The sequence below is a fragment of the Luteimonas sp. 9C genome (assembly GCF_902506295.1).
GTDB lineage: Bacteria > Pseudomonadota > Gammaproteobacteria > Xanthomonadales > Xanthomonadaceae > Luteimonas.
This window is the reverse complement of the sequence record NZ_LR733312.1, coordinates 2,519,105-2,536,380: the sequence shown is the minus strand read 5'-3', so window position 1 is coordinate 2,536,380 and position 17,276 is coordinate 2,519,105. Positions and strand designations below refer to the sequence as shown.

The following is a 17,276-nucleotide window of genomic DNA, read 5'->3' as shown; positions in this document are numbered from 1 at the left end:
CCCGGAACCCGCCATCACCCCCGCGGGTGGTTCAATACCAGCCAGTACAGCCCGATCTGCTTCACCACCTCGACGAACTTCTTGAAGTCCACCGGCTTGCGGATGTAGCTGTTGACGCCCAGCGCGTAGCTGGCTTCGACGTCGAAGGGCTCGGTGCTGGTGGTCAGCACGACGACCGGCAGACCGCGGGTCGCGGGGTTCGCGCGCAGGGCCTGCAGCACTTCGCGGCCGTCGAGCTTGGGCAGGTTGAGATCGAGCAGCACGATCGACGGCAGGTCGGCTGCATCGCGCGCGGCGTACTTGCCTTGGGCGAACAGGTAGTCCAGCGCCTCGGCACCGTCGCCGACGACGACCAGCTGGCTGTCGATGGCGGCTTCGGCGAACGCGATGCGGGTGAGTTCCGCGTCGTCGGGGTTGTCTTCGATCAGCAGGATCGTGTGGTCGCTCATGGCGCGGCTGCGTCCTCGTCCGGCACCGCCGGCAGTTCGATGAAGAAGGTGGTGCCGGCGTCCGGTTCCGATTCCACGCGGATGTGTCCGCCCTGCGCACGCGCCAGCTGCTGGGCGATGGCGAGGCCGAGGCCGTGTCCGGCCCCGTCGTCGGCGCTGTGCAGGCGCCTGAACGGCACGAACAGTCGTTCAGCATAGCGCATGTCGAAACCGCGCCCGGCGTCGCGCAGGCGCAGTTGCAGGCGGTCGCCGACCACCTCGCCGGTCAGTTTGATGCGCACGGTGTCGCGGTGCGCGGAGAACTTCCAGGCGTTGTGCAGCAGCTTGCCGAGCAGCTGCTTGAGCGCATGCTCGTCGCCCCAGGCCCACAGGTCCGGGGCGATGTGGATGTCGGCGACGCGGCCGGGATCGGCGTCCTGGAGTTCGGCGCAGATCCAGTCGCCGAGCAGGCTGATGTCGACCGCGGCCGATGCGCGTGGCGGACGCGAGGCGCGCATCGTTTCGAGCAGGGCGTCGATCAGGCCGCCGGCATGGCCGGAGGCGTGCTGGATCCGCTGCAGGTGATCACGAGCGGTCTGCGGATCGGCGGCGGCGTCCTGGGCGAGCAGCCGGCGCGCGAACTGTTCGATCGCGCGTACCGGCGCGCGCAGTTCGTGCGAAATGCCGAAGGCCAGGGTTTCCTGCTGCGCTTCGAGACGCTTGAGTGCGGTGTCATCGTCCAGTTGCAGCAGCGCGGTCCCGTCGGGCAACGGGCGCAGGCTCAGACGCAGGTGCCGGCCCCGGGCGTCCTCCGGCATCTGGACGTCACGCAGGGTGTCGTCGGCCAGGGGCAGCCGGGCGAGCGCGGCGTCGATCCGGTCGGCGACGCCGGGCAGACGGTCGCGATGTGCGGCCTGGCCCGCCAGCATGGCCGGCGATGTTCCCAGCAGCGTGGCCAGCGCGGTGTTGGCGCGCAGCCAGCGTCCGTCGGCCGTGAGCACGGCGAGACCGCTGGGCAGCTGATCGATCAGGTCCACGGACGCGCCGGCTTCGGCGGCGTTCCGCAGTGGAGCGGCATCGGACATTGCAACGGGGCGTCTGACGGGGACCGCGCAGTGTAGAAGACCGCCACGTTGACGCGAGGTGCAGGCAACGTGAATGCGTCGCTAGAACAGTTCGCCCTGGGGCGATGCCGGTCGCAACGGCACGAAACGGTCGGTGCGCAACGGCGGCAGGCGCGCGAATCCCAGCGCGCGCCGGGCGCGGGCGAAACGCGCGGCGATGAGCTCGGCGAACGGTCCCTGTCCCCGCATGCGGTGACCGAAGGTGCTGTCGTAGTCGCGGCCGCCGTGCATCTGCTGCAGCAGGCTCATGACGTGGGCGGCGCGCTCGGGGTAATGCAGGTCGAGCCACTCCCGCCACACCGCCTTGAGTTCGTTGGGCAGCCGCAGCAGCACGTACGCGGCGCTGCCGGCACCGGCCTCGCGGGCGGCGCCGAGAATGGCTTCGAGCTCCCCGTCGCTGATCATCGGGACCACCGGCGCCACGAGCACACCCACCGGCACGCCGGCTTCGGCCAGCGTGCGCATCGCCCGCAGGCGGGCATGCGGCGCGGCGGCCCGCGGCTCCATGCGGGCGGACAGCCGGTTGTCCAGCGAGGTCACCGAGAAATGCACCGTCACCAGGCCTTCGGCCGCCATCGGCGCCAGCAGGTCCAGATCGCGCACCACGTTCGCGCTCTTGGTGACGATGCTGAAGGGGTGCCGGGCCTCGGCCATCACCTCGATCAGCGCACGGGTCAGCCCGTAGCGGCGTTCGATCGGCTGGTAGCCGTCGGTGTTGATGCCCAGCGCGATCGGCGAACAGACGTAGCCGGGGCGGGCGAACTCGGCACGCAGGCGTTCGGCGGCATTGGTCTTGGCGTAGAGGCGGGTCTCGAAATCCAGGCCCGGCGACAGGTCCAGATAGGCATGCGAGGGACGGGCGAAGCAGTAGACGCAGCCGTGCTCGCAGCCGCGGTAGGGATTCACCGATTGCGAAAAGCTGATGTCGGGCGAGGCGTTGCGGCTGACGATGCTGCGCGCGCGTTCTTCGGTCACGACGGTGGCCGGCGCGATCGCATCGTCCTGCTGCAGTTGCAGGGCGTCCCAGCCGTCGTCTTCGGCCACCGCGGCGCGCTTCTCGAAGCGGCCCGCCACCCACGACGCGCTGCCGCGTCCCTTGCGGGCGACGGGAACAGGGGGTGGCGCGTGTGAACTCATGGCTGGAGTCTGGGCGCCTGCCGTCTCAGCCTGTGCGACGACCGGCCTGGACGCGGGCGCCCCGGCGTGTCCGCCTGTCGCCGCTCCCGGCGTTGGACCGGACTGACAGTCGGGGGCATCGAATGGAGAGGGGCATGTCTGACAGGTTCGCGCCGGCACCGGCCGGCGGACGCGCGCGGCTGCATGGGACGGCGCCGTGGGCACGATGACGGCGCCGCGCGCCCAGCGCTGCGCGGTGTGGTTCGGGCGGCCGAGCGCCCGCGAGGAGGCGGTGTTCGCGGCCAGCGGCTGGCATCTGCGCGTCGCGCGGCCCGAGGCCTGCGTCCAGGTGGGCATGCGGGGCGGCGATCTGGTGATCGCGGTCGTCGACCTGCGCGGCGCCGATGCCGCGCAGCTGGCCGCGCTGGAAGACGTGCTGGCCGAGCATGCCGACCTGCCCAGCCTGGCGCTGACCGACGACACGACCGACCTGGTCGATCCGGCCTGCCAGCGCGTGCTCGCCCGCTGCGGCGGACGCCTGCCCCAGCCGCTCGAGCCCGGCGCGCTGGACGCCGCGCTCGCGACGCTGCTCGCCAGCCCGCGGCGCGACATCGCCAGCGTGGGCGGCGAGAGCGCGGTGATGCTCGGCGTGCGCGCCCTGCTGCATCGCTACGCCGACGTCGAACTACCGGTGCTGATCACCGGCGAGTCCGGCACTGGCAAGGAACTCGCGGCGCATGCGCTGCACGATCTGTCCGGCCGGCGCGCGCGCCCGTTCGTGGCGATGAACTGCGGCGCGATCTCGCCGACGCTGGTTCAATCGGAACTGTTCGGCCACGAACGCGGCGCGTTCACCGGCGCGGCGACGCGGCGCATGGGTCTGTTCGAATCGGCCGACGGCGGCACCGTGTTTCTCGACGAGATCGGCGATCTGCCGCTCGATGCGCAGACCAATCTGCTGCGCGTGCTGCAGGAAGGCACCATCGAACGCGTCGGCAGCAATCATGCGATCCGCGTCGACGTGCGCGTGCTCGCCGCGACCCACGTGGATCTGGAAGCGGCGATCGCCGCCGGCCGGTTCCGCCAGGATCTGTACTACCGCCTCGATGTGCTGCGGCTGCAGCTGCCGCCGCTGCGTGCGCGCGGCGCCGATGTCGAACTGCTCGCGCGCCAATTCCTCGATGAATTCCGCGCGGGCCATTCGGTGCAGGCGCGCGGCTTCAGCGCGGCCGCGCGGCAATGTCTGCGTCAGCATGCGTGGCCGGGCAATGTGCGCGAACTGCTCAACCGCGTGCGTCGCGCGGCGGTGGTCGCCGAGCATGCCTTGATCGAACCGGCGGATCTCGAACTCGGCGCGTCGAACGCCAAGGTCGTCGCGCTCGACCATCGCCGCGACCGGACCGAGCGCGATGCCCTGCTCGATGCATTGCGCGCGACGGGTTGCAACGTCAGTGCCAGCGCGCGCCGCCTCAGCGTGTCGCGCGTGACGATCTACCGCCTATGCCGCAAGCACGGCGTGTCGCTGGAAGCGTTCCGTTGAAGCCCTGCGGCGTCCGCGTGCAGGCGCGCGCCTGCACGGCAGACCGGTCCTACAGCGAGTAGGGCACCTTCACCGTCAGGTTGAAGTCCGGCGCATCCGGGGTCAGGCCGATGCCCAGCACGCCGACAAAGGTCGCGTTCGGCGTCATCGCATGCGTCACGCCCAGGCTCATCGTCGCGGCGTTCGCATCACTGCCGATCAGCTTCACCCAGTCGGCGCCCTCGTAGCGCGTCCGCGCACGCGCGTTGAGGCGGTCGCTGAAGGAGATGCTCAGACTGGTGCGCTCGTTGAACGCGAACGCCACGCCGGCACCGAAGTAGAACGCATCCCCCAGTTGCACGCGACCGGGGTTGGTGGTGTCCGGATTGTTGTCGAGGTCGGCGAAGTCATTGGCGAACGAGCGCACGTATCCGATATTGCCGAAGAGGATCGCCGGATCGGTGGTCTTGACCGCCGACAGACCCACGGTCGCCTGCCACAGGCCGTTGCCGGTGGGCTGTTCCTCGGGCACCGCGAAGCGGATGAAGTTGTCGGAGTCGCGCTCGAGCACGCGCCACGGAATGCCGTAGGGCTCGCGGCCGGTCGGCGCGGTGACGCCGACATTGAGTACGGTCTCCGGCCACGGGCCGCGCTCGCCGAACAGCTTCCAGTTCGCGCTCGCACTGATGTCGCCCAGGCCGTTGCCGTCGGTCTCCTCCTGCGCGATCGCTGCCGCCGCGCCGCCTGCGCCGCCCTTCTGGTAGACCGTCTTGCGTGCGATGTAGGGCACGTCCAGGTTGAGGCTCAACCGCGGCGAAACGCCCCAGCGCGCGGCGAAGTTGTAGTTCACCGTGTCGGACTCGACGTTCTCGATCGCGATGTTGCCGAGGAAGATCGCATCCAGCGCAAGGAAGCCGTTGAGGGTGACCTGCTTGCGGTCGTAGCGGTTGTAGCTGATGCCGTTCTCCAGCGTGAGCCGGCGGTTGAACAGCGCGGTGCTCTGCTGTTTGACGTCGGCGACGCTGCGCGACTCGGCTTCCTGGGCGCGCTGCGCATCCTCGGCAGTGCTGGCATAGCCGTCGTCGCCGCGCGGTGCCGGCGCCGCAGCCGTATTGGCCGGCAGCGGCGAACTGGTCGATGGCGTCGACGACACCGGTGCAGGCGCGACCGGTTGCGCGGCCATCTGCGGCGCGTCACGCGGAGCAGTGGCGGGCGCCACCCCCGCGACGCGCGACTGCAGCGCTTGGATCTGCATGTCGAGTTCGCGCAGCCGACGCACTTCCTGCGCGTAGTCCTGCTTCAGCGACTGCAGCTCCTGCAACAACTGTTGCATGCGCGCGCGGTCTTCCGCGGTGATCTGGCCGCTGTCCTGCGCCATGCCGACCGTCGGCCACAGCAGCGCGATTCCCAGCGCGATGGCCAGTGGCCGTCGCGCGCGTGTCGGTGTCGATTCCAAGGTGCCCCTCCCGCATCGACGCGTGTGTGTGCCTGCCTCAGATGCCGCCGGCACGTGTCATGCCGATGGCCTGGATCAGGTTCTGGTGGATGGTCTGGCTGGACGGCACCGACTGGCGCACGAGCTCCAGCTGCAACTGGTTGCCGACCGCCTGGCCGTTGCCGGCGAGCTGGATGCTCTGGCCGATCGAACGTGCATCGATCCACTGCTCCGCGGCGCCCTGACCGGCCACCTGCAACAGGATCCGCGCGCCGCCGTCTTCGAGCGACGCCCGTGCGTGCGCGCCGCCCAGCGTCATGTCGGCGACCGTCGTGCTGCCGGTGTTCGCGGCCGCGACGGGACTGTCGCCATCGCGCACCTGCAGCGACATGCCGTTGCGCGCGATGTTGCCGTCGCCGGCGACCTGCACGCTCTGCACCAGTCCGCCGACATTGGCGAGTCCGGACGCGTCGACTTCGCCGGTGCCCGTAGCGGCGGCCAGCGCCGGTGTCTGTTCGGTGATCGTGACGCTGGGCTGGAAGCTGACCTCCGGTTTCGCGCCACGCAGATCGAAACCCAGCTTCACCGCGCCCTGGATCGATTGGCCGGCACTGGTCACCCAGTTCGACACCATCGTCACGCCGAACCAGGCGACGCGGTTGTCGCCGACGATGTAGCGTCCGCGCATCGCGCCGAGCTCGCTGTCGGGAATTTCGCGCAGGCCATTGGCGCGCGCGGGTGTCGCCACATCGCTGGACCACGCCGGCGCGATGCTCGCGCCCAGGGCGATGGCCACCAGCCATGTCGTGTAAGTACGCATCTCGTGTCTCCTGTCAGAACAGGTCCGCATGGCTGAAGCCGAAATCCAGCAGCTCGGCATCGGTCACCGGTCCCTGACGCGCGAACAGCCGCTTCGCGCTCGGGCGCTCGACCGGCTGCAACAGCGCGCTCGAACGGTCGAAGTCACTTCCTATGACGATGAAAATGGCCCGCGACGGCCACGACTCCAGAAACTCCGCCATCGGCACGCTGCGGTTGCCGAGGATCGGATCGGCGACTTCCGCGTAATCGCCACTGACCTGCTTGAGCACCACGAAGTGGCGGAAGCCGCGCACGTCCATCAGCACCAGGCCCGGCACGCGCAACGCGCGCAGGCGATCTTCCTCGATGCGGTAGCCGCGGCCGCGCATGCCCAGCGATTCCACGTACCGCTTGATGTCCAGCAGCGAGAACCCGCGGGACTGCACGATCTCCGGATCGGCCAGACCCATCATTCCTTCGATGACGGTCGCCTCGTCGACATCCAGCCGGTAGGCGAACTTGAGCACCGTCGCCAGCGCCGCCGCGCCGCAGCTGTAGTCGGTGTGCTGACGCACGATGTTGCGATAGCGCGCCTCGCGCATGCTTTCCACGTTGACCGGCATCACCGCGCCATTGGGCAGGATGCCGTGGAAGGCCACGTCGGCCGCCTGCCCCGGCGCGGCCAGGACGAACAGTGCCAGTGCGAAACAGGTCATGCGAGGACGCATTGCGTGGGTCTCCTGACACCCGTTGCGGGCATCGCGTGACTTCCATTGCCGGACCTGCGCCAGCCTCCGGCAATGGAAGTCACCACCTTCGAAGGAAGGCCCCGCGCCACGGGGCATGTGGCGCGGGGCTTCCGGGAGAAGCCCGGTCTGGGGGCAGACCGGACGTCACACCTCGTGGGCGCTTACTCGCCGCCGCCACCGCCCGGAGGCGGCGCCGCTGCGCCCGGCTGCGCGACCGCCATCGACAGGCTGTTGGCCTGCAGATTGCCGGTACCCGCCGCCACGTTCACGCCGATGTTGCCGGACGCCGCGCTGAAGGCACTGCCCGACAGGCTGGCATCGTTGGTGGCCGCGACCGCGACCCAGCGCGACGTGGTGACCGTGCCGCTGAGCGCCGCGTCGAGCTCGGTGTAGCCCAGCTCGACGAAGGCCAGCTCGCCCGACTCCGTGCCTTCGTACGTCCCTTCAGAATCGGTATCGAACGCGAGACCGCCGATCTCACCGAACTCGTCCGCACCGCGGTACGGATTGTCGACCGCACCCTGCGAGGCGCCATCGAAGTCCGCATGTCCGGTCACCGGACCGGCCGGGTGCAGTTCGCCTTCCCACATGTCGGCATAGAAGTTCGACTGCTGGTAGGCGTTGCCGCGCGACTCGGAGGTGCCGCTGGTGCTGCCCTCGTAGATGCCTCGGCCGAACGCGATCGAGTTGCCGCTCATCGTGCCGCTGAGCGAGACGTTGACCGTATCGGTGAAGCGCTCGTAGCTGCCGGCGTTCGAGGTCATGTTGCCGCTCGAGGACTGGTTGGAGCTCACGCTGGACTGCGCGTAGGCGGCGGTGGCCACCGATGCGGCCATCGCGTTCTTCTGCCCGTTGTTGTTGCCCGAGGCCACGTTGACGCCGATGTTGCCGGTGGCTGCCGAGAACGCATTGCCGCCGATGCTCGCGTCGTTGGTCACGCCGCGGTTCATCGTCATGTTCTGCGAGCCGGACTGGTTCACGAACACTTCGGCATCGGCGAGACCGAACGCGAAGCCCGCGTCGGCGGCCGACAGTGCCGCAGCATTGTCCTGCACGTTGTTGTCACCTGCAGCGACGTTGAACAGCAGGTTGCCGGAGGCTTCGGAGCCCACGTCATCGCCGATGTCGGCGGTGTTTTCGAGCACGTTGTTGAGGCCCGTATTGCCGCTGATCGACTGGCGGTTGTCGATCACCGCGATGGCGGCCGAGTCGAGATCGATGGCGCCGGTGATGGTCGGGTCGCCACTGAAGGCGATGTCCGAGCTCAGCGACAGATCCTTCTCGAGGTTCACCGACACGCCGTGCTCGTTGCGCTCGCGACGGATGTCGGAGTTCACGTTCTCGGTGCGATTGATGTTCTCGCTCACCTGGTTGGTGCGGATGCGATGGGCCTCGTCGAGGCTCTGGTCGACCTGCTGGTTGACCTCGCGGTTGAACGCATCGGTGACGCTGATGTCGTAGGACTCGGTGAGGCTGCGATCGACGGTCTCGGTCAGGCTCTGGTCCACCGATTGGTTCACGGTCTGGGTCCAGTCCTGCGACTGGTTGACCGTGGTGTTGACCTCGGTATTGGTGTTGGTGATGTTGGTTTCGTAATTGCGCGTGTCGTCGACGTTGGTCTCGTAGTTGCGCGTGTCGTCGATGGTGATGTCGTAATCGACGATCTGCCAGTCGACGCTCTGGGCCTGTGCCGCGCCCACCGCGGCTGCGCTGACGGCAATCGCCAGCAGTGTGGTCTTCATGGTCTTCATGTCTGTGATCTCTCTCTCGTCTGCTCTCGTGGAGTTCCCGTTGAAGTGCCCGGTCACGGTCCCGCCTGGATCGACATCGCCAGCGTGTTGCCGGTGTCGTTCCCGGATCCCGCGACCTGGTTGAGCTGCAACACACCTTCGAAGCCCTGCAGCGCAGTGGACTCGACGGACGCCACGCGACGATTCGATGTCGCGCCCCCGTGTTCGAAACCGTGCTGTTGCCCCGCCGACGCGAACGCCGCCGACAACGAACCGTCGTCGTCGGTTTCGCGTATGCCCTGTTGCGCCAGTGCGAGCGACACCGCGTTGAACGACGCGTTGCCGGCCCCACTGGCCTGGTTGATCGATGCGATGCCCGACGCGCCTGCGAGCGTGTGGCCCGCGATGACGGCCGTGGCCGTGTCGGGCGTCGTGGCGAAGTCGCGACGGCGCGACTGGCGCGCGTCGACGTTGGCGATCGCCCGGGTGCCGACCGCGATCGCACGCAGGTTCGCCTGCTGGTTGAGATCGCCGGCGGCGAGGTTGATCGCGATCGCCCCGGACGCACCGGCGAACGCGTTGCCGTCCACGCGCGATTGGGTGAGATAGCCGAGCATCGACGGGTAGTCGTCGGCGGCGCACACCGGTGCCGCGGCGAGGACGCCGAGTCCGAGGCAGGCGAGGGCGCGGATCACGGTCCGCCTCCGTTCGCCGGCTGGGTGAAGGGCATCTGCGACAGCGCGCCGGTGATGTGCCCGCCGATGCCGCGTGTGGCGCTGCCAACCGCGCCGAGCGGACCGCCGGTCGCGGCGCCCAGCGTGCCGGCACCCTGGATGCCGCTGGCGTCGCGCGCGGTTGCGCCGCCGCCGAGCGTGCCGGTCAGCACCTGCGTCACGGGCGCGGCGATGCCACCGGTGCCACGCATGGCGCCCTGCACCTGTTGCCCGGTATCGAGTGCGAGGAAGTCCGCGTCGCTCAGTTCACCGCCGGGCAACGAGGGCATCAGCTGCCGGTTCGGCGTGGGATCGACGATCAGGCCGATGCCCGGGGGCGCCTGGCGCACCGCGTGGCGGGCGCTGACATCGCGCAGCAGCACCATTTCGCCATGGGTCGGCTGCACTCCGGCGCGCGCGCCGGCCGCCTCCGCGATACCCGTCGCCAGCGTCAGGCACGGCAGCAGCAGGTACAGGCCCGTCTGGATTGGATGGCGCATGGTCGGCTCCCCGCTTCTTTCAACGCAGAGATCAACGCAGACGCCGTGCCAAGTCTTTTTCTTATTTAATATCAGTCACTTGCATCGAATCGCGCGGCACGCTTCCCGGATATGCGTCGTGACCTGTTACACCCGCGCGCGGCCGTGCCGGCCCCGATCCGCGTGGTGGCGCGACTTTCGGGCGTGTTGCACCGGTGCAACACCCCGATGTCACAGGTCACAGGTACCGGGACACACGGTTTTGCCTGGCGCGCCGCTACCCTGTGCGCGGCGCGATCGGCGCTCTCCATGAGGCCCCCATGTCCGGAACCCTGCAACGTGCCTGGGAGTGGGCCGCGACCATGCCGCATCTGGTCGCGTTGCTGACGATCGGCTGGGCGGTGTATCTGCTGGTGCTGGGCGTGTGGATCGTGCTGCAGAAGCGCGAGCCGGTCGCCACGCTGAGCTGGCTGTTCGGGCTCGCGCTGTTGCCGTATGTCGGCTTTCTGGTCTATCACGTGTTCGGACCGCAGAAAATCCACCGCAACCGCTTGCGCCGCACGCACAGTCGCGCCTCGTTGCGCAGCACGCAGATCGAAGCCGAAGCGGGAGAGGGTGCCGAGCTGGTGCGACTGGGCCAGGCGACGACCGGATTGCCGGCGACGTCCTCGGCGCAAGTGGAGCTGCTGGTCGATGGCGCGGCGAAGTACACCGCATTGCTTGCCGACATCGCGCGCGCCGAACATCACGTCCACCTCGAGTACTACATCTACGAGCCCGACACGACCGGCGCCGCGCTGCGGGACGCGCTGGTCGAGCGTGCGCGGTCGGGCGTGCGCGTGCGCGTGCTGCTCGACTTCGTCGGGTCGAAAGCCTCGCGCAGGTTCTTCGCGCCACTGCTCGATGCCGGCGGAGAGCTCGCCTGGTTCCACCCGATACGCTTCGGCCGCATCTGGCAGCGGCCGTGGACCAACCTGCGCACGCATCGCAAGATCGTCGTGATCGACGGCCGCATCGGCTACACCGGCGGCATGAACGTCACCGACGAGCAGGACGAGCGGCTGCGCACAGACGCGTATCGCGATCTGCACATGCGTCTGGTCGGCAAGTCGGTGCGCGTGCTGCAGCTGGTGTTTGCCGAGGACTGGGTCTACGCCACCGGGCGCCGGGACTTCCTGGCCGAGGTCGAACGCCAGACACCGGCAGCGGATGCCGGGCCGATCCGCACCCAGGTCCTGACGTCGGGGCCGGATTCGAACTGGGAAGCGATCCATCGCGCGCACGTCGGCGCGATCCACGCGGCGAAACACCGCGTGTGGATGACGACGCCGTATTTCGTGCCCGGCGAGGCGGCGATGATGGCACTGACCTCGGCGGCGCTCGCCGGTCTGGATGTGCGCCTGCTGGTGCCCAGGACCAGCGACTCGACCCTGGTGACGCTGGCCGCGCGTTCGTACTTCGGCCAGCTGCTGGTCGCCGGCGTGAAGGTCTACGAGTACCGCTCGCGGCTGCTGCACAGCAAGACCTTGTTGGTCGACGACCAGCTCGCGCTGATCGGCAGTGCGAACTTCGACCACCGCAGCTTCCGGCTCAACTTCGAGGTGTCCGTGCTGTTCGACGATGCCGGCATGGCGGCGGCACTGGCGCAGTACATCGAGGGCGAGTTCGCGAACGCGCCGCGCGTGCAGCGCGGTCGCCATCGTCCATTGCTGACCGCTCGGCTGCCCGAGGCCCTCGCCCGGCTGTGTTCGCCGCTGCTCTGAGCGGGACGCCGCTTCGCGGCTTCCGACCGGGGACCTTGCGCGGCCCGCGCCACCGTTCGCCTTTCCTGTGCCGCGATGGCATGCAGCCCGCGCGGAGCGCGTGATCGAGACCGGGTCAGTGGGGCGCTCGTCCGCACCACCCCGGGATGCATCGATACGGTCCGCACCGCGCGACGCGCCGCCGTCTGTCGCGCCGATGCCACGTTCGTCGATCCGGCCGTGCGTCCGAAGCGGGTTCCGACCGACGACTGGTTTAGACTCGCCCACACGTCAGGCGGAGCCCGTCCCATGCCCTGGTTGTTCCTGTTGCTCGCGCTCGGCGCGGTCGTCATCGCGTTCACCACCACGTCGGTCCCGCTCGCGGCGATCGCCCTCGTGCTGTCGCTCGTGTTCGTGGTGATCGGCGTACTCGGACTGCTGGCGCAGCGCGTGGGCAGCCAGAGTCGCAACGAAGCGATGATGGTGGACCCGGTGGAACTGCGTCGTCTGCGCGAGCAGGCCGACGCCCGGCGCGCCGCAGCTGCAGCGCCTGCCGACGACCCGGCCCGTACGCCGCCCGCAGGTCCGTGACCCGGCTCAGCGTCAACGTCAACAAGATCGCGGTGCTGCGCAATTCGCGCGGCGGCCGCGATCCCGACGTCGTGCGGGCCGCGCGCGCCTGCATCGATGCCGGCGCGCACGGCATCACCGTGCATCCGCGTCCCGATGCACGGCACATCCGGGCCGATGACGTACGGCGCCTCGCACGCCTGACGGCCGAGCGCGGCGTCGAGTTCAACATCGAGGGCAACCCGTTCGCGCCGCCCCGCGAGGGCTATCCGGGCTTGCTCGCGCTGTGCACCGAGACACGCCCGGCGCAGGTGACCCTGGTGCCCGACGGCGACGCCCAGCTGACGTCCGACCACGGCTTCGATTTCGCGCGCGACCGCGATGCACTGATTCCCCTGGTGGCCGGGTTCCGCGATCTCGGCTGCCGCGTCAGTCTGTTCGCCGATGCCGGCGCCGACATCGCCGCGGCCCATGCCACCGGCGCGGATCGTATCGAACTCTTCACCGGGCCCTGGGCCGAAGCTTTCGACGCCGGCGCCCCGGATTCGGCTCTGCCCGCGTTCGTTTCCACCGCCGGCCAGGCGCGCGATGCCGGGCTCGGCGTCAACGCCGGACACGATCTCAGCCAGGCCAATCTCGCAGCGTTCCTCACTGCGCTCGGCGGCGTGGACGAGGTCTCGATCGGCCATGCGCTGATCGGCGAAGCCCTGTATGACGGGCTGGCCGCCACCGTGCGCGGCTACCTCGCGATCATCGACGCAGTCTCCGTCGGACCCGGCTCGGATATCTGACCCCGCGCTGATTCCTGCGACTGTGCCGACGGCGCACGCAACCAGTGTTCCCCTCATCGCGTCGCCCGTGTCACGTTGCCTTCGGCACGCCACACACCGCGATACCGCGCACGGCGCCAGCGTCGGGACCGGCTCGCCCGGCAATGCCGCAAAAAAAACGCCGCCCGAAGGCGGCGTTCAAATCACTGCATCGATCACCGGCGCGTGCTGCAGGCCCGCGCCGGCGCTTGTCGCGTGTTACTGACGCACGAAGCCGATCTTCTGCATCTGCGCGTTCTTCGCTTCCGCCAGCACCTTGGCCAGCACGCCGTAATCGGCGTCGCCACTGGTGTCAATCTCGAGCGTCGGCTGATTGGTCGGGTCACGCTGGACTTCCGACTCCATCATGTTGCGCAGTGCCGACACTGGCGTCGGGCTGTCGTTCCAGAAGATCTGGCCCGAGCCGTCGATGCGCAGCCGGATCGGCTCCGGTGGTTCCACCGGATTCTCCGGCGGCGTCGTGGAACGCTGCGGAAGATCGATGTCAATTGGATAGGAAGCCTTCGGCGCCGTCACCATGAAGATGATCAGCAGCACCAACATCACGTCGCAGAGCGGAATGATGTTGATGTCGGCCATCGGGCCTTCGCCACCGGATGAAAATGCCATGCGTGTTGCTCCGGTTTACCTGTTTTCGACCGTCGCGACGAAGCCGACCTTGCGCATGCCCTGGGCCTGTGCAGTGTTGACCACGTCGTTGATCGTCCGGTACTTGGTCGTCGAGTCGCCGCGGATGTTCACCGGCGGCTGCGGCGTCTTCTGGGCTTCCACCGAGAAGGCGCTCTCCAGCAGCTGGAGCGTCACCGGCTCGTCGTTGAGGTAGATGTCACCGGTTTCGGTGACCGCTACCGTCAACGGCGTCGGGCCGGGGGCGGTTTCGGGACGCTCGTCGAGATTCGCTTCCGGCAACTCGACCTGCACCTTGTGCGCCATCAGGGGTGCCGTGACCATGAAGATGATCAGCAGCACCAGCATGACGTCGACAAGCGGGACGATGTTGATCGTGGCGTTGACCTTGTCGTTGCCACCACCTGAGCTGAAAGCCATATCTGAACTCCGTTGTCGCTAAGACGTGCGCGCTTCTTAGACCTTGGCCGGAGCCGGCGTCTCGCCGACGCGCGAACCGGTGGCGAAGAAGTCGTGCAGGTCGTGCGCGAAGGTGTCGAGCTTGTTGTTCGTACCGCGGTTCAGGCGGACGAAGAAGTTATAGCCGAGCACTGCCGGGATCGCGACGCCGAGACCGATGGCGGTCATGATCAGCGCCTCGCCGACCGGACCTGCCACTGCGCCGATGTCGGCCTGGCCGCTGGCACCGATGCGGATCAGGGCGCGGTAGATGCCCCACACCGTACCGAGCAGACCCACGAACGGGGCGGTCGCGCCGACGGTCGCAAGCACGGTCAGACCGTCTTCGAGCTTCAGCGATTCGCGGGTTACGGCCTGACGCAGGGCGCGATCGACGAACTCGGAGCGGTTCAGCGACTCGACGAGACGCGAACCCTCATGACGCTGGTGGTGCGCGGCGGCCTGTGCGGCGTCGAGGGCGACCTTCGAGAAGGGCTCGCTCTTGGGCTGCTCTTCCATGAAGCGGATCGCATCCTGCGCGTTCGAGGTTTCCCAGAACGTGTTGATCACGCGATCGGTGCTGCCCTTCAGGCGCGCGGCCTTGATCGCATTGAAAATGATCCAGAAGATCGACATGGCCGACATCACGATCAGAACGATGAGCACGGTCCAGTTGACCGCGTCCATGTGCTCGATCATGTCAGCGAAGCCCATCGACTCCAGACCGGCAGCGTTGGACACAGCGGCGTTGGTGGTTTCCTGCAGCATGACGCTTACCTTCTAGATGTAGTGGTTTGAAGAGTGGAACGATGACGCGTAAGGCTCGACGTCCCGAAGAACGCCGGTGTATCGGATACAGCGGAATCGATCAGCCGAGGTTGAAGTCGACCGGGACGCGAACGCGGCCTGCGGCGGGCTGCCCGTTCTTCGTGGCGGGCGTGAACGACCACTTGCGGGCGGCTTCGATCGCGGCGCGATCGAGGTCACGGTTGCGGCTGGACTTCTCGACCGACACGTTGGTGACGTTGCCGTTGGCATCGACGTCGATCACCAGGATCACCGTGCCCTCGATCTGCGCGCGCGCGGCGGCAGGCGGGTAACGCGGCGGATTCATGTTCTTCGACGAGATGTCGACGCTGGCGCCGATGTCAGCGGAAGGCGCGGGCGGTGACGGCGGTGCGGGCGGCGGCGCCGGCGTATCCATCGGCGACGGATCGTCGAACACGACCGGCGGTGCTTCCGGCGGGGGCGGCACCGGCGTCGGACGCGGCGGCGTCAGCTCCTTGATCGGCGTGGGCTTCGGCGGCTCCGGCGGCGGCGGCGGCGGCGGGGGCGGCGGCGGCGGCGGTTCGATGATCACGACGCGCGTCGCTGCTTCTTCCTGCGCCGCAGCGTTCGGCGGATTGACGGGCGCGAGCAGCAGCATGATCGCAGCAGCGTGGAACGCGACCACCATCGTGAAGCCGGCGATGCGGCCCCAGTTCAGGCCCTCGTCTTCGTCGTTCCTGTCGGTCGTCGTCGAGCGTTGCGTCATGCGGAGAACTCTGGTGAGGCCGGGGTCGAAACCCCGGTGGAAAAGTCGAACTGCCGACCTGTTCGGGCGGCAGGAACCCTAAAGCTTATACCAATCCAAGTGGCCAGCACCATCCATGATGCACGCAACTTTTTCTTAACGGCCGGAGATGATGCGCTCCGCATCGGTGTTCGATTTCAGGCCTTTCGCAATCGCCTGTCGTGCCGCTTCCTTCGCTTCGTCGGAACGTCCTTCCTGGTGCAGCACGCGTGCAAGATTGAGGTACGTATCCCCGTTTTCGGCGAGCGGCGCCGCCTTGCGCCATGCGGCGATCGCAGGCTCGATCTGGTCACTGAAATAGTTGGCCTGACCGAGCGCCGCCATCGTGCGGTAATCCTCCTTCAGGATGTTCTTCTGCAGGCCTTCGTTGATCACCGCGATCGCTTCGCGTTCCTTGTTCTCGCTGTTGAGATACAGCGCGTAGAGGTTGCGGTACTCGCTCTCTTCGGTGAGCTGTCCGGCTGCACGCAGACGCTCGAAGACTTCGATCGCCTTGTCGTTCTGATCGGTCTGCAGATACGACACCGCCAGATTGACCTGCGAGCGCTTGTCGTCCGGTGTCGCCTGCGCGACCTGTTCGGCCAGGCGCGTGGCTTCGGCGCTGTTGCCAGACTCGGCGTAGGACGCCATCAGGATCTGCTGCCACTGCGGGTCCACTTCGCCGCCGGCATCGACCAGCGGCTTGAGCGTCGCGATCGCTTCCGGATACCGCTCCAGGCGATACAGCAGGTTGCCCTTGAGCGCCTGGTCCTTGGGATCGGTGGAGCCGGACTCGGTGATGTAACGATCGAGCGAGGCGAGCGCCTGTTCGTACTGGTTTTCCTGCGCCTGCAGCTGCGCGACGATCAACATCGCCTGGAAGTGGTTGTTGTTGTCGAGACCACCGGTTTCGATCGCCTGGTCGAGGTAGGTCACCGCACGCGCATTATCTTCGTTGAGGAGCAGCTGGCCCGCGAGCAGCGCCGCCATCGACTTGTCGTACGTGTTCGCGGCGCTGTTGGCGAGGATCTCGTCGGCGACCGGCAGACCCTTGGCGGCATCGGACTCGTTGTTGGCTTCCGACAGCGTATTGAGCTGCTTGAGCAGGCGCTGGCTGGCGGCGATGCCCGGTTCCTCACGGCTGCTGTTTGGGTACAGCGCCTCCGCCTTCTGCGGCGCCTGGCGCGAGCTTCGACGCTCGCTGCGATCGCCGCTGCGCGAGGCGCGGTCGGCACGGCTGCTGCGGTCGCTGCCCTCGTCCTGCGCGAACACCATCGTCGGCGCGGTGAATGCGAGCAGGGCGGTGGTCAGGGCGGCGGCAAGCGCCTGCTGGGACATGCGGGACTTCGACATGGAGCACCTCGATTGGCAGGTGGCCCCACGGTGCGCCGGGGGCCGGAGTCTGGAGACGGCGATTATCGCC

Annotated in this window: 18 protein-coding genes; 4 read left to right on the top strand and 14 right to left on the bottom strand. The window is 68.1% G+C overall.

Annotated features, from left to right (window positions below; translation table 11 throughout):
* Positions 1-14: 14 nt before the first annotated feature.
* The 3 genes from CURTO8I2_RS11585 to CURTO8I2_RS11575 form a co-directional block, all read right to left on the bottom strand.
* On the bottom strand, positions 15-449 hold the full coding sequence (locus CURTO8I2_RS11585; protein WP_159681218.1) for a response regulator: 435 nt from the start codon (positions 447-449) through the stop codon (positions 15-17).
* A complete protein-coding gene (locus CURTO8I2_RS11580; protein WP_159681217.1) occupies positions 446-1,465 on the bottom strand; it encodes an ATP-binding protein in 1,020 nt (339 codons plus the stop codon). The genes CURTO8I2_RS11585 and CURTO8I2_RS11580 overlap by 4 nt, the downstream gene beginning before the upstream one ends.
* 129 nt (positions 1,466-1,594) lie before the next feature.
* On the bottom strand, positions 1,595-2,689 hold the full coding sequence (locus tag CURTO8I2_RS11575; protein WP_159681216.1) for a PA0069 family radical SAM protein: 1,095 nt from the start codon (positions 2,687-2,689) through the stop codon (positions 1,595-1,597).
* Between the two features lie 205 nt (positions 2,690-2,894).
* On the opposite strand from CURTO8I2_RS11575, the gene CURTO8I2_RS11570 reads away from it, so the two are divergent.
* Positions 2,895-4,208 carry a sigma-54 dependent transcriptional regulator gene (locus tag CURTO8I2_RS11570; RefSeq protein WP_159681674.1) on the top strand — a complete coding sequence of 438 codons (1,314 nt, stop codon included), beginning with the start codon at positions 2,895-2,897 and terminating at the stop codon, positions 4,206-4,208.
* A 49-nt stretch (positions 4,209-4,257) separates the two neighbouring features.
* On the opposite strand, the gene CURTO8I2_RS11565 is transcribed toward CURTO8I2_RS11570, so the two are convergent.
* The 6 genes from CURTO8I2_RS11565 to CURTO8I2_RS11540 form a co-directional block, all read right to left on the bottom strand.
* Positions 4,258-5,565, bottom strand: a complete 1,308-nt coding sequence (locus CURTO8I2_RS11565) for a hypothetical protein (RefSeq protein WP_343161357.1) — start codon at positions 5,563-5,565, stop codon at positions 4,258-4,260.
* A gap of 115 nt (positions 5,566-5,680) precedes the next feature.
* Entirely contained in the window at positions 5,681-6,442 is a 762-nt protein-coding gene (locus CURTO8I2_RS11560; protein WP_236551089.1) for a hypothetical protein, read from the bottom strand.
* Between the two features lie 13 nt (positions 6,443-6,455).
* Entirely contained in the window at positions 6,456-7,139 is a 684-nt protein-coding gene (locus tag CURTO8I2_RS11555; RefSeq protein WP_236551088.1) for a C39 family peptidase, read from the bottom strand.
* Positions 7,140-7,333: 194 nt separating this feature from the next.
* Positions 7,334-8,914, bottom strand: coding sequence for an adhesin (locus CURTO8I2_RS11550; protein WP_236551087.1), 1,581 nt, complete (start codon positions 8,912-8,914; stop codon positions 7,334-7,336).
* 62 nt (positions 8,915-8,976) lie between these two features.
* Complete coding sequence (locus CURTO8I2_RS11545; protein ID WP_343161350.1) at positions 8,977-9,597, bottom strand: hypothetical protein; 621 nt, start codon at positions 9,595-9,597, stop codon at positions 8,977-8,979.
* Positions 9,594-10,115, bottom strand: a complete 522-nt coding sequence (locus tag CURTO8I2_RS11540; RefSeq protein WP_159681212.1) for a hypothetical protein — start codon at positions 10,113-10,115, stop codon at positions 9,594-9,596. Before CURTO8I2_RS11540 ends, CURTO8I2_RS11545 begins: the two co-directional genes overlap by 4 nt.
* Before the next feature lie 299 nt (positions 10,116-10,414).
* Between CURTO8I2_RS11540 and cls the strand changes: the two genes are divergently transcribed.
* The 3 genes from cls to CURTO8I2_RS11525 all read left to right on the top strand — a co-directional run bounded on the left by cls (position 10,415) and on the right by CURTO8I2_RS11525 (position 13,197).
* Complete coding sequence (gene cls / locus CURTO8I2_RS11535) at positions 10,415-11,857, top strand: cardiolipin synthase (protein WP_159681211.1); 1,443 nt, start codon at positions 10,415-10,417, stop codon at positions 11,855-11,857.
* Positions 11,858-12,145: 288 nt separating this feature from the next.
* Entirely contained in the window at positions 12,146-12,427 is a 282-nt protein-coding gene (locus CURTO8I2_RS11530; protein WP_159681210.1) for a hypothetical protein, read from the top strand.
* Entirely contained in the window at positions 12,424-13,197 is a 774-nt protein-coding gene (locus tag CURTO8I2_RS11525; RefSeq protein WP_159681209.1) for a pyridoxine 5'-phosphate synthase, read from the top strand. Before CURTO8I2_RS11530 ends, CURTO8I2_RS11525 begins: the two co-directional genes overlap by 4 nt.
* A gap of 237 nt (positions 13,198-13,434) precedes the next feature.
* On the opposite strand, the gene CURTO8I2_RS11520 is transcribed toward CURTO8I2_RS11525, so the two are convergent.
* From CURTO8I2_RS11520 to CURTO8I2_RS11500, 5 genes are all read right to left on the bottom strand, one after another.
* Complete coding sequence (locus tag CURTO8I2_RS11520; protein WP_159681208.1) at positions 13,435-13,845, bottom strand: biopolymer transporter ExbD; 411 nt, start codon at positions 13,843-13,845, stop codon at positions 13,435-13,437.
* 15 nt (positions 13,846-13,860) lie between these two features.
* Positions 13,861-14,283 (bottom strand): biopolymer transporter ExbD, encoded by a 423-nt coding sequence (locus CURTO8I2_RS11515; RefSeq protein WP_159681207.1) that lies wholly within the window; start codon positions 14,281-14,283, stop codon positions 13,861-13,863.
* Positions 14,284-14,319: 36 nt separating this feature from the next.
* Positions 14,320-15,015 carry a MotA/TolQ/ExbB proton channel family protein gene (locus CURTO8I2_RS11510; protein ID WP_236551143.1) on the bottom strand — a complete coding sequence of 232 codons (696 nt, stop codon included), beginning with the start codon at positions 15,013-15,015 and terminating at the stop codon, positions 14,320-14,322.
* Positions 15,016-15,169: 154 nt separating this feature from the next.
* Positions 15,170-15,835 carry an energy transducer TonB gene (locus CURTO8I2_RS11505; RefSeq protein WP_159681205.1) on the bottom strand — a complete coding sequence of 222 codons (666 nt, stop codon included), beginning with the start codon at positions 15,833-15,835 and terminating at the stop codon, positions 15,170-15,172.
* A 135-nt stretch (positions 15,836-15,970) separates the two neighbouring features.
* Complete coding sequence (locus CURTO8I2_RS11500; protein ID WP_236551086.1) at positions 15,971-17,206, bottom strand: tetratricopeptide repeat protein; 1,236 nt, start codon at positions 17,204-17,206, stop codon at positions 15,971-15,973.
* Positions 17,207-17,276 lie beyond the last annotated feature (70 nt).

What these genes read in the sequence shown, in the direction of transcription:
- CURTO8I2_RS11585 (WP_159681218.1), bottom strand. Translation starts at nt 449, where the DNA reads ATGAGCGACCACACGATCCTGCTGATCGAAGACAACCCCGACGACGCG.
- CURTO8I2_RS11575 (WP_159681216.1), bottom strand. Translation starts at nt 2,689, where the DNA reads ATGAGTTCACACGCGCCACCCCCTGTTCCCGTCGCCCGCAAGGGACGC.
- CURTO8I2_RS11570 (WP_159681674.1), top strand. Translation starts at nt 2,895, where the DNA reads ATGACGGCGCCGCGCGCCCAGCGCTGCGCGGTGTGGTTCGGGCGGCCG.
- CURTO8I2_RS11565 (WP_343161357.1), bottom strand. Translation starts at nt 5,565, where the DNA reads ATGGCGCAGGACAGCGGCCAGATCACCGCGGAAGACCGCGCGCGCATG.
- CURTO8I2_RS11560 (WP_236551089.1), bottom strand. Translation starts at nt 6,442, where the DNA reads ATGCGTACTTACACGACATGGCTGGTGGCCATCGCCCTGGGCGCGAGC.
- CURTO8I2_RS11555 (WP_236551088.1), bottom strand. Translation starts at nt 7,139, where the DNA reads ATGACCTGTTTCGCACTGGCACTGTTCGTCCTGGCCGCGCCGGGGCAG.
- CURTO8I2_RS11550 (WP_236551087.1), bottom strand. Translation starts at nt 8,914, where the DNA reads ATGAAGACCACACTGCTGGCGATTGCCGTCAGCGCAGCCGCGGTGGGC.
- CURTO8I2_RS11540 (WP_159681212.1), bottom strand. Translation starts at nt 10,115, where the DNA reads ATGCGCCATCCAATCCAGACGGGCCTGTACCTGCTGCTGCCGTGCCTG.
- cls (WP_159681211.1), top strand. Translation starts at nt 10,415, where the DNA reads ATGTCCGGAACCCTGCAACGTGCCTGGGAGTGGGCCGCGACCATGCCG.
- CURTO8I2_RS11530 (WP_159681210.1), top strand. Translation starts at nt 12,146, where the DNA reads ATGCCCTGGTTGTTCCTGTTGCTCGCGCTCGGCGCGGTCGTCATCGCG.
- CURTO8I2_RS11520 (WP_159681208.1), bottom strand. Translation starts at nt 13,845, where the DNA reads ATGGCATTTTCATCCGGTGGCGAAGGCCCGATGGCCGACATCAACATC.
- CURTO8I2_RS11515 (WP_159681207.1), bottom strand. Translation starts at nt 14,283, where the DNA reads ATGGCTTTCAGCTCAGGTGGTGGCAACGACAAGGTCAACGCCACGATC.
- CURTO8I2_RS11510 (WP_236551143.1), bottom strand. Translation starts at nt 15,015, where the DNA reads ATGGGCTTCGCTGACATGATCGAGCACATGGACGCGGTCAACTGGACC.
- CURTO8I2_RS11505 (WP_159681205.1), bottom strand. Translation starts at nt 15,835, where the DNA reads ATGACGCAACGCTCGACGACGACCGACAGGAACGACGAAGACGAGGGC.
- CURTO8I2_RS11500 (WP_236551086.1), bottom strand. Translation starts at nt 17,206, where the DNA reads ATGTCGAAGTCCCGCATGTCCCAGCAGGCGCTTGCCGCCGCCCTGACC.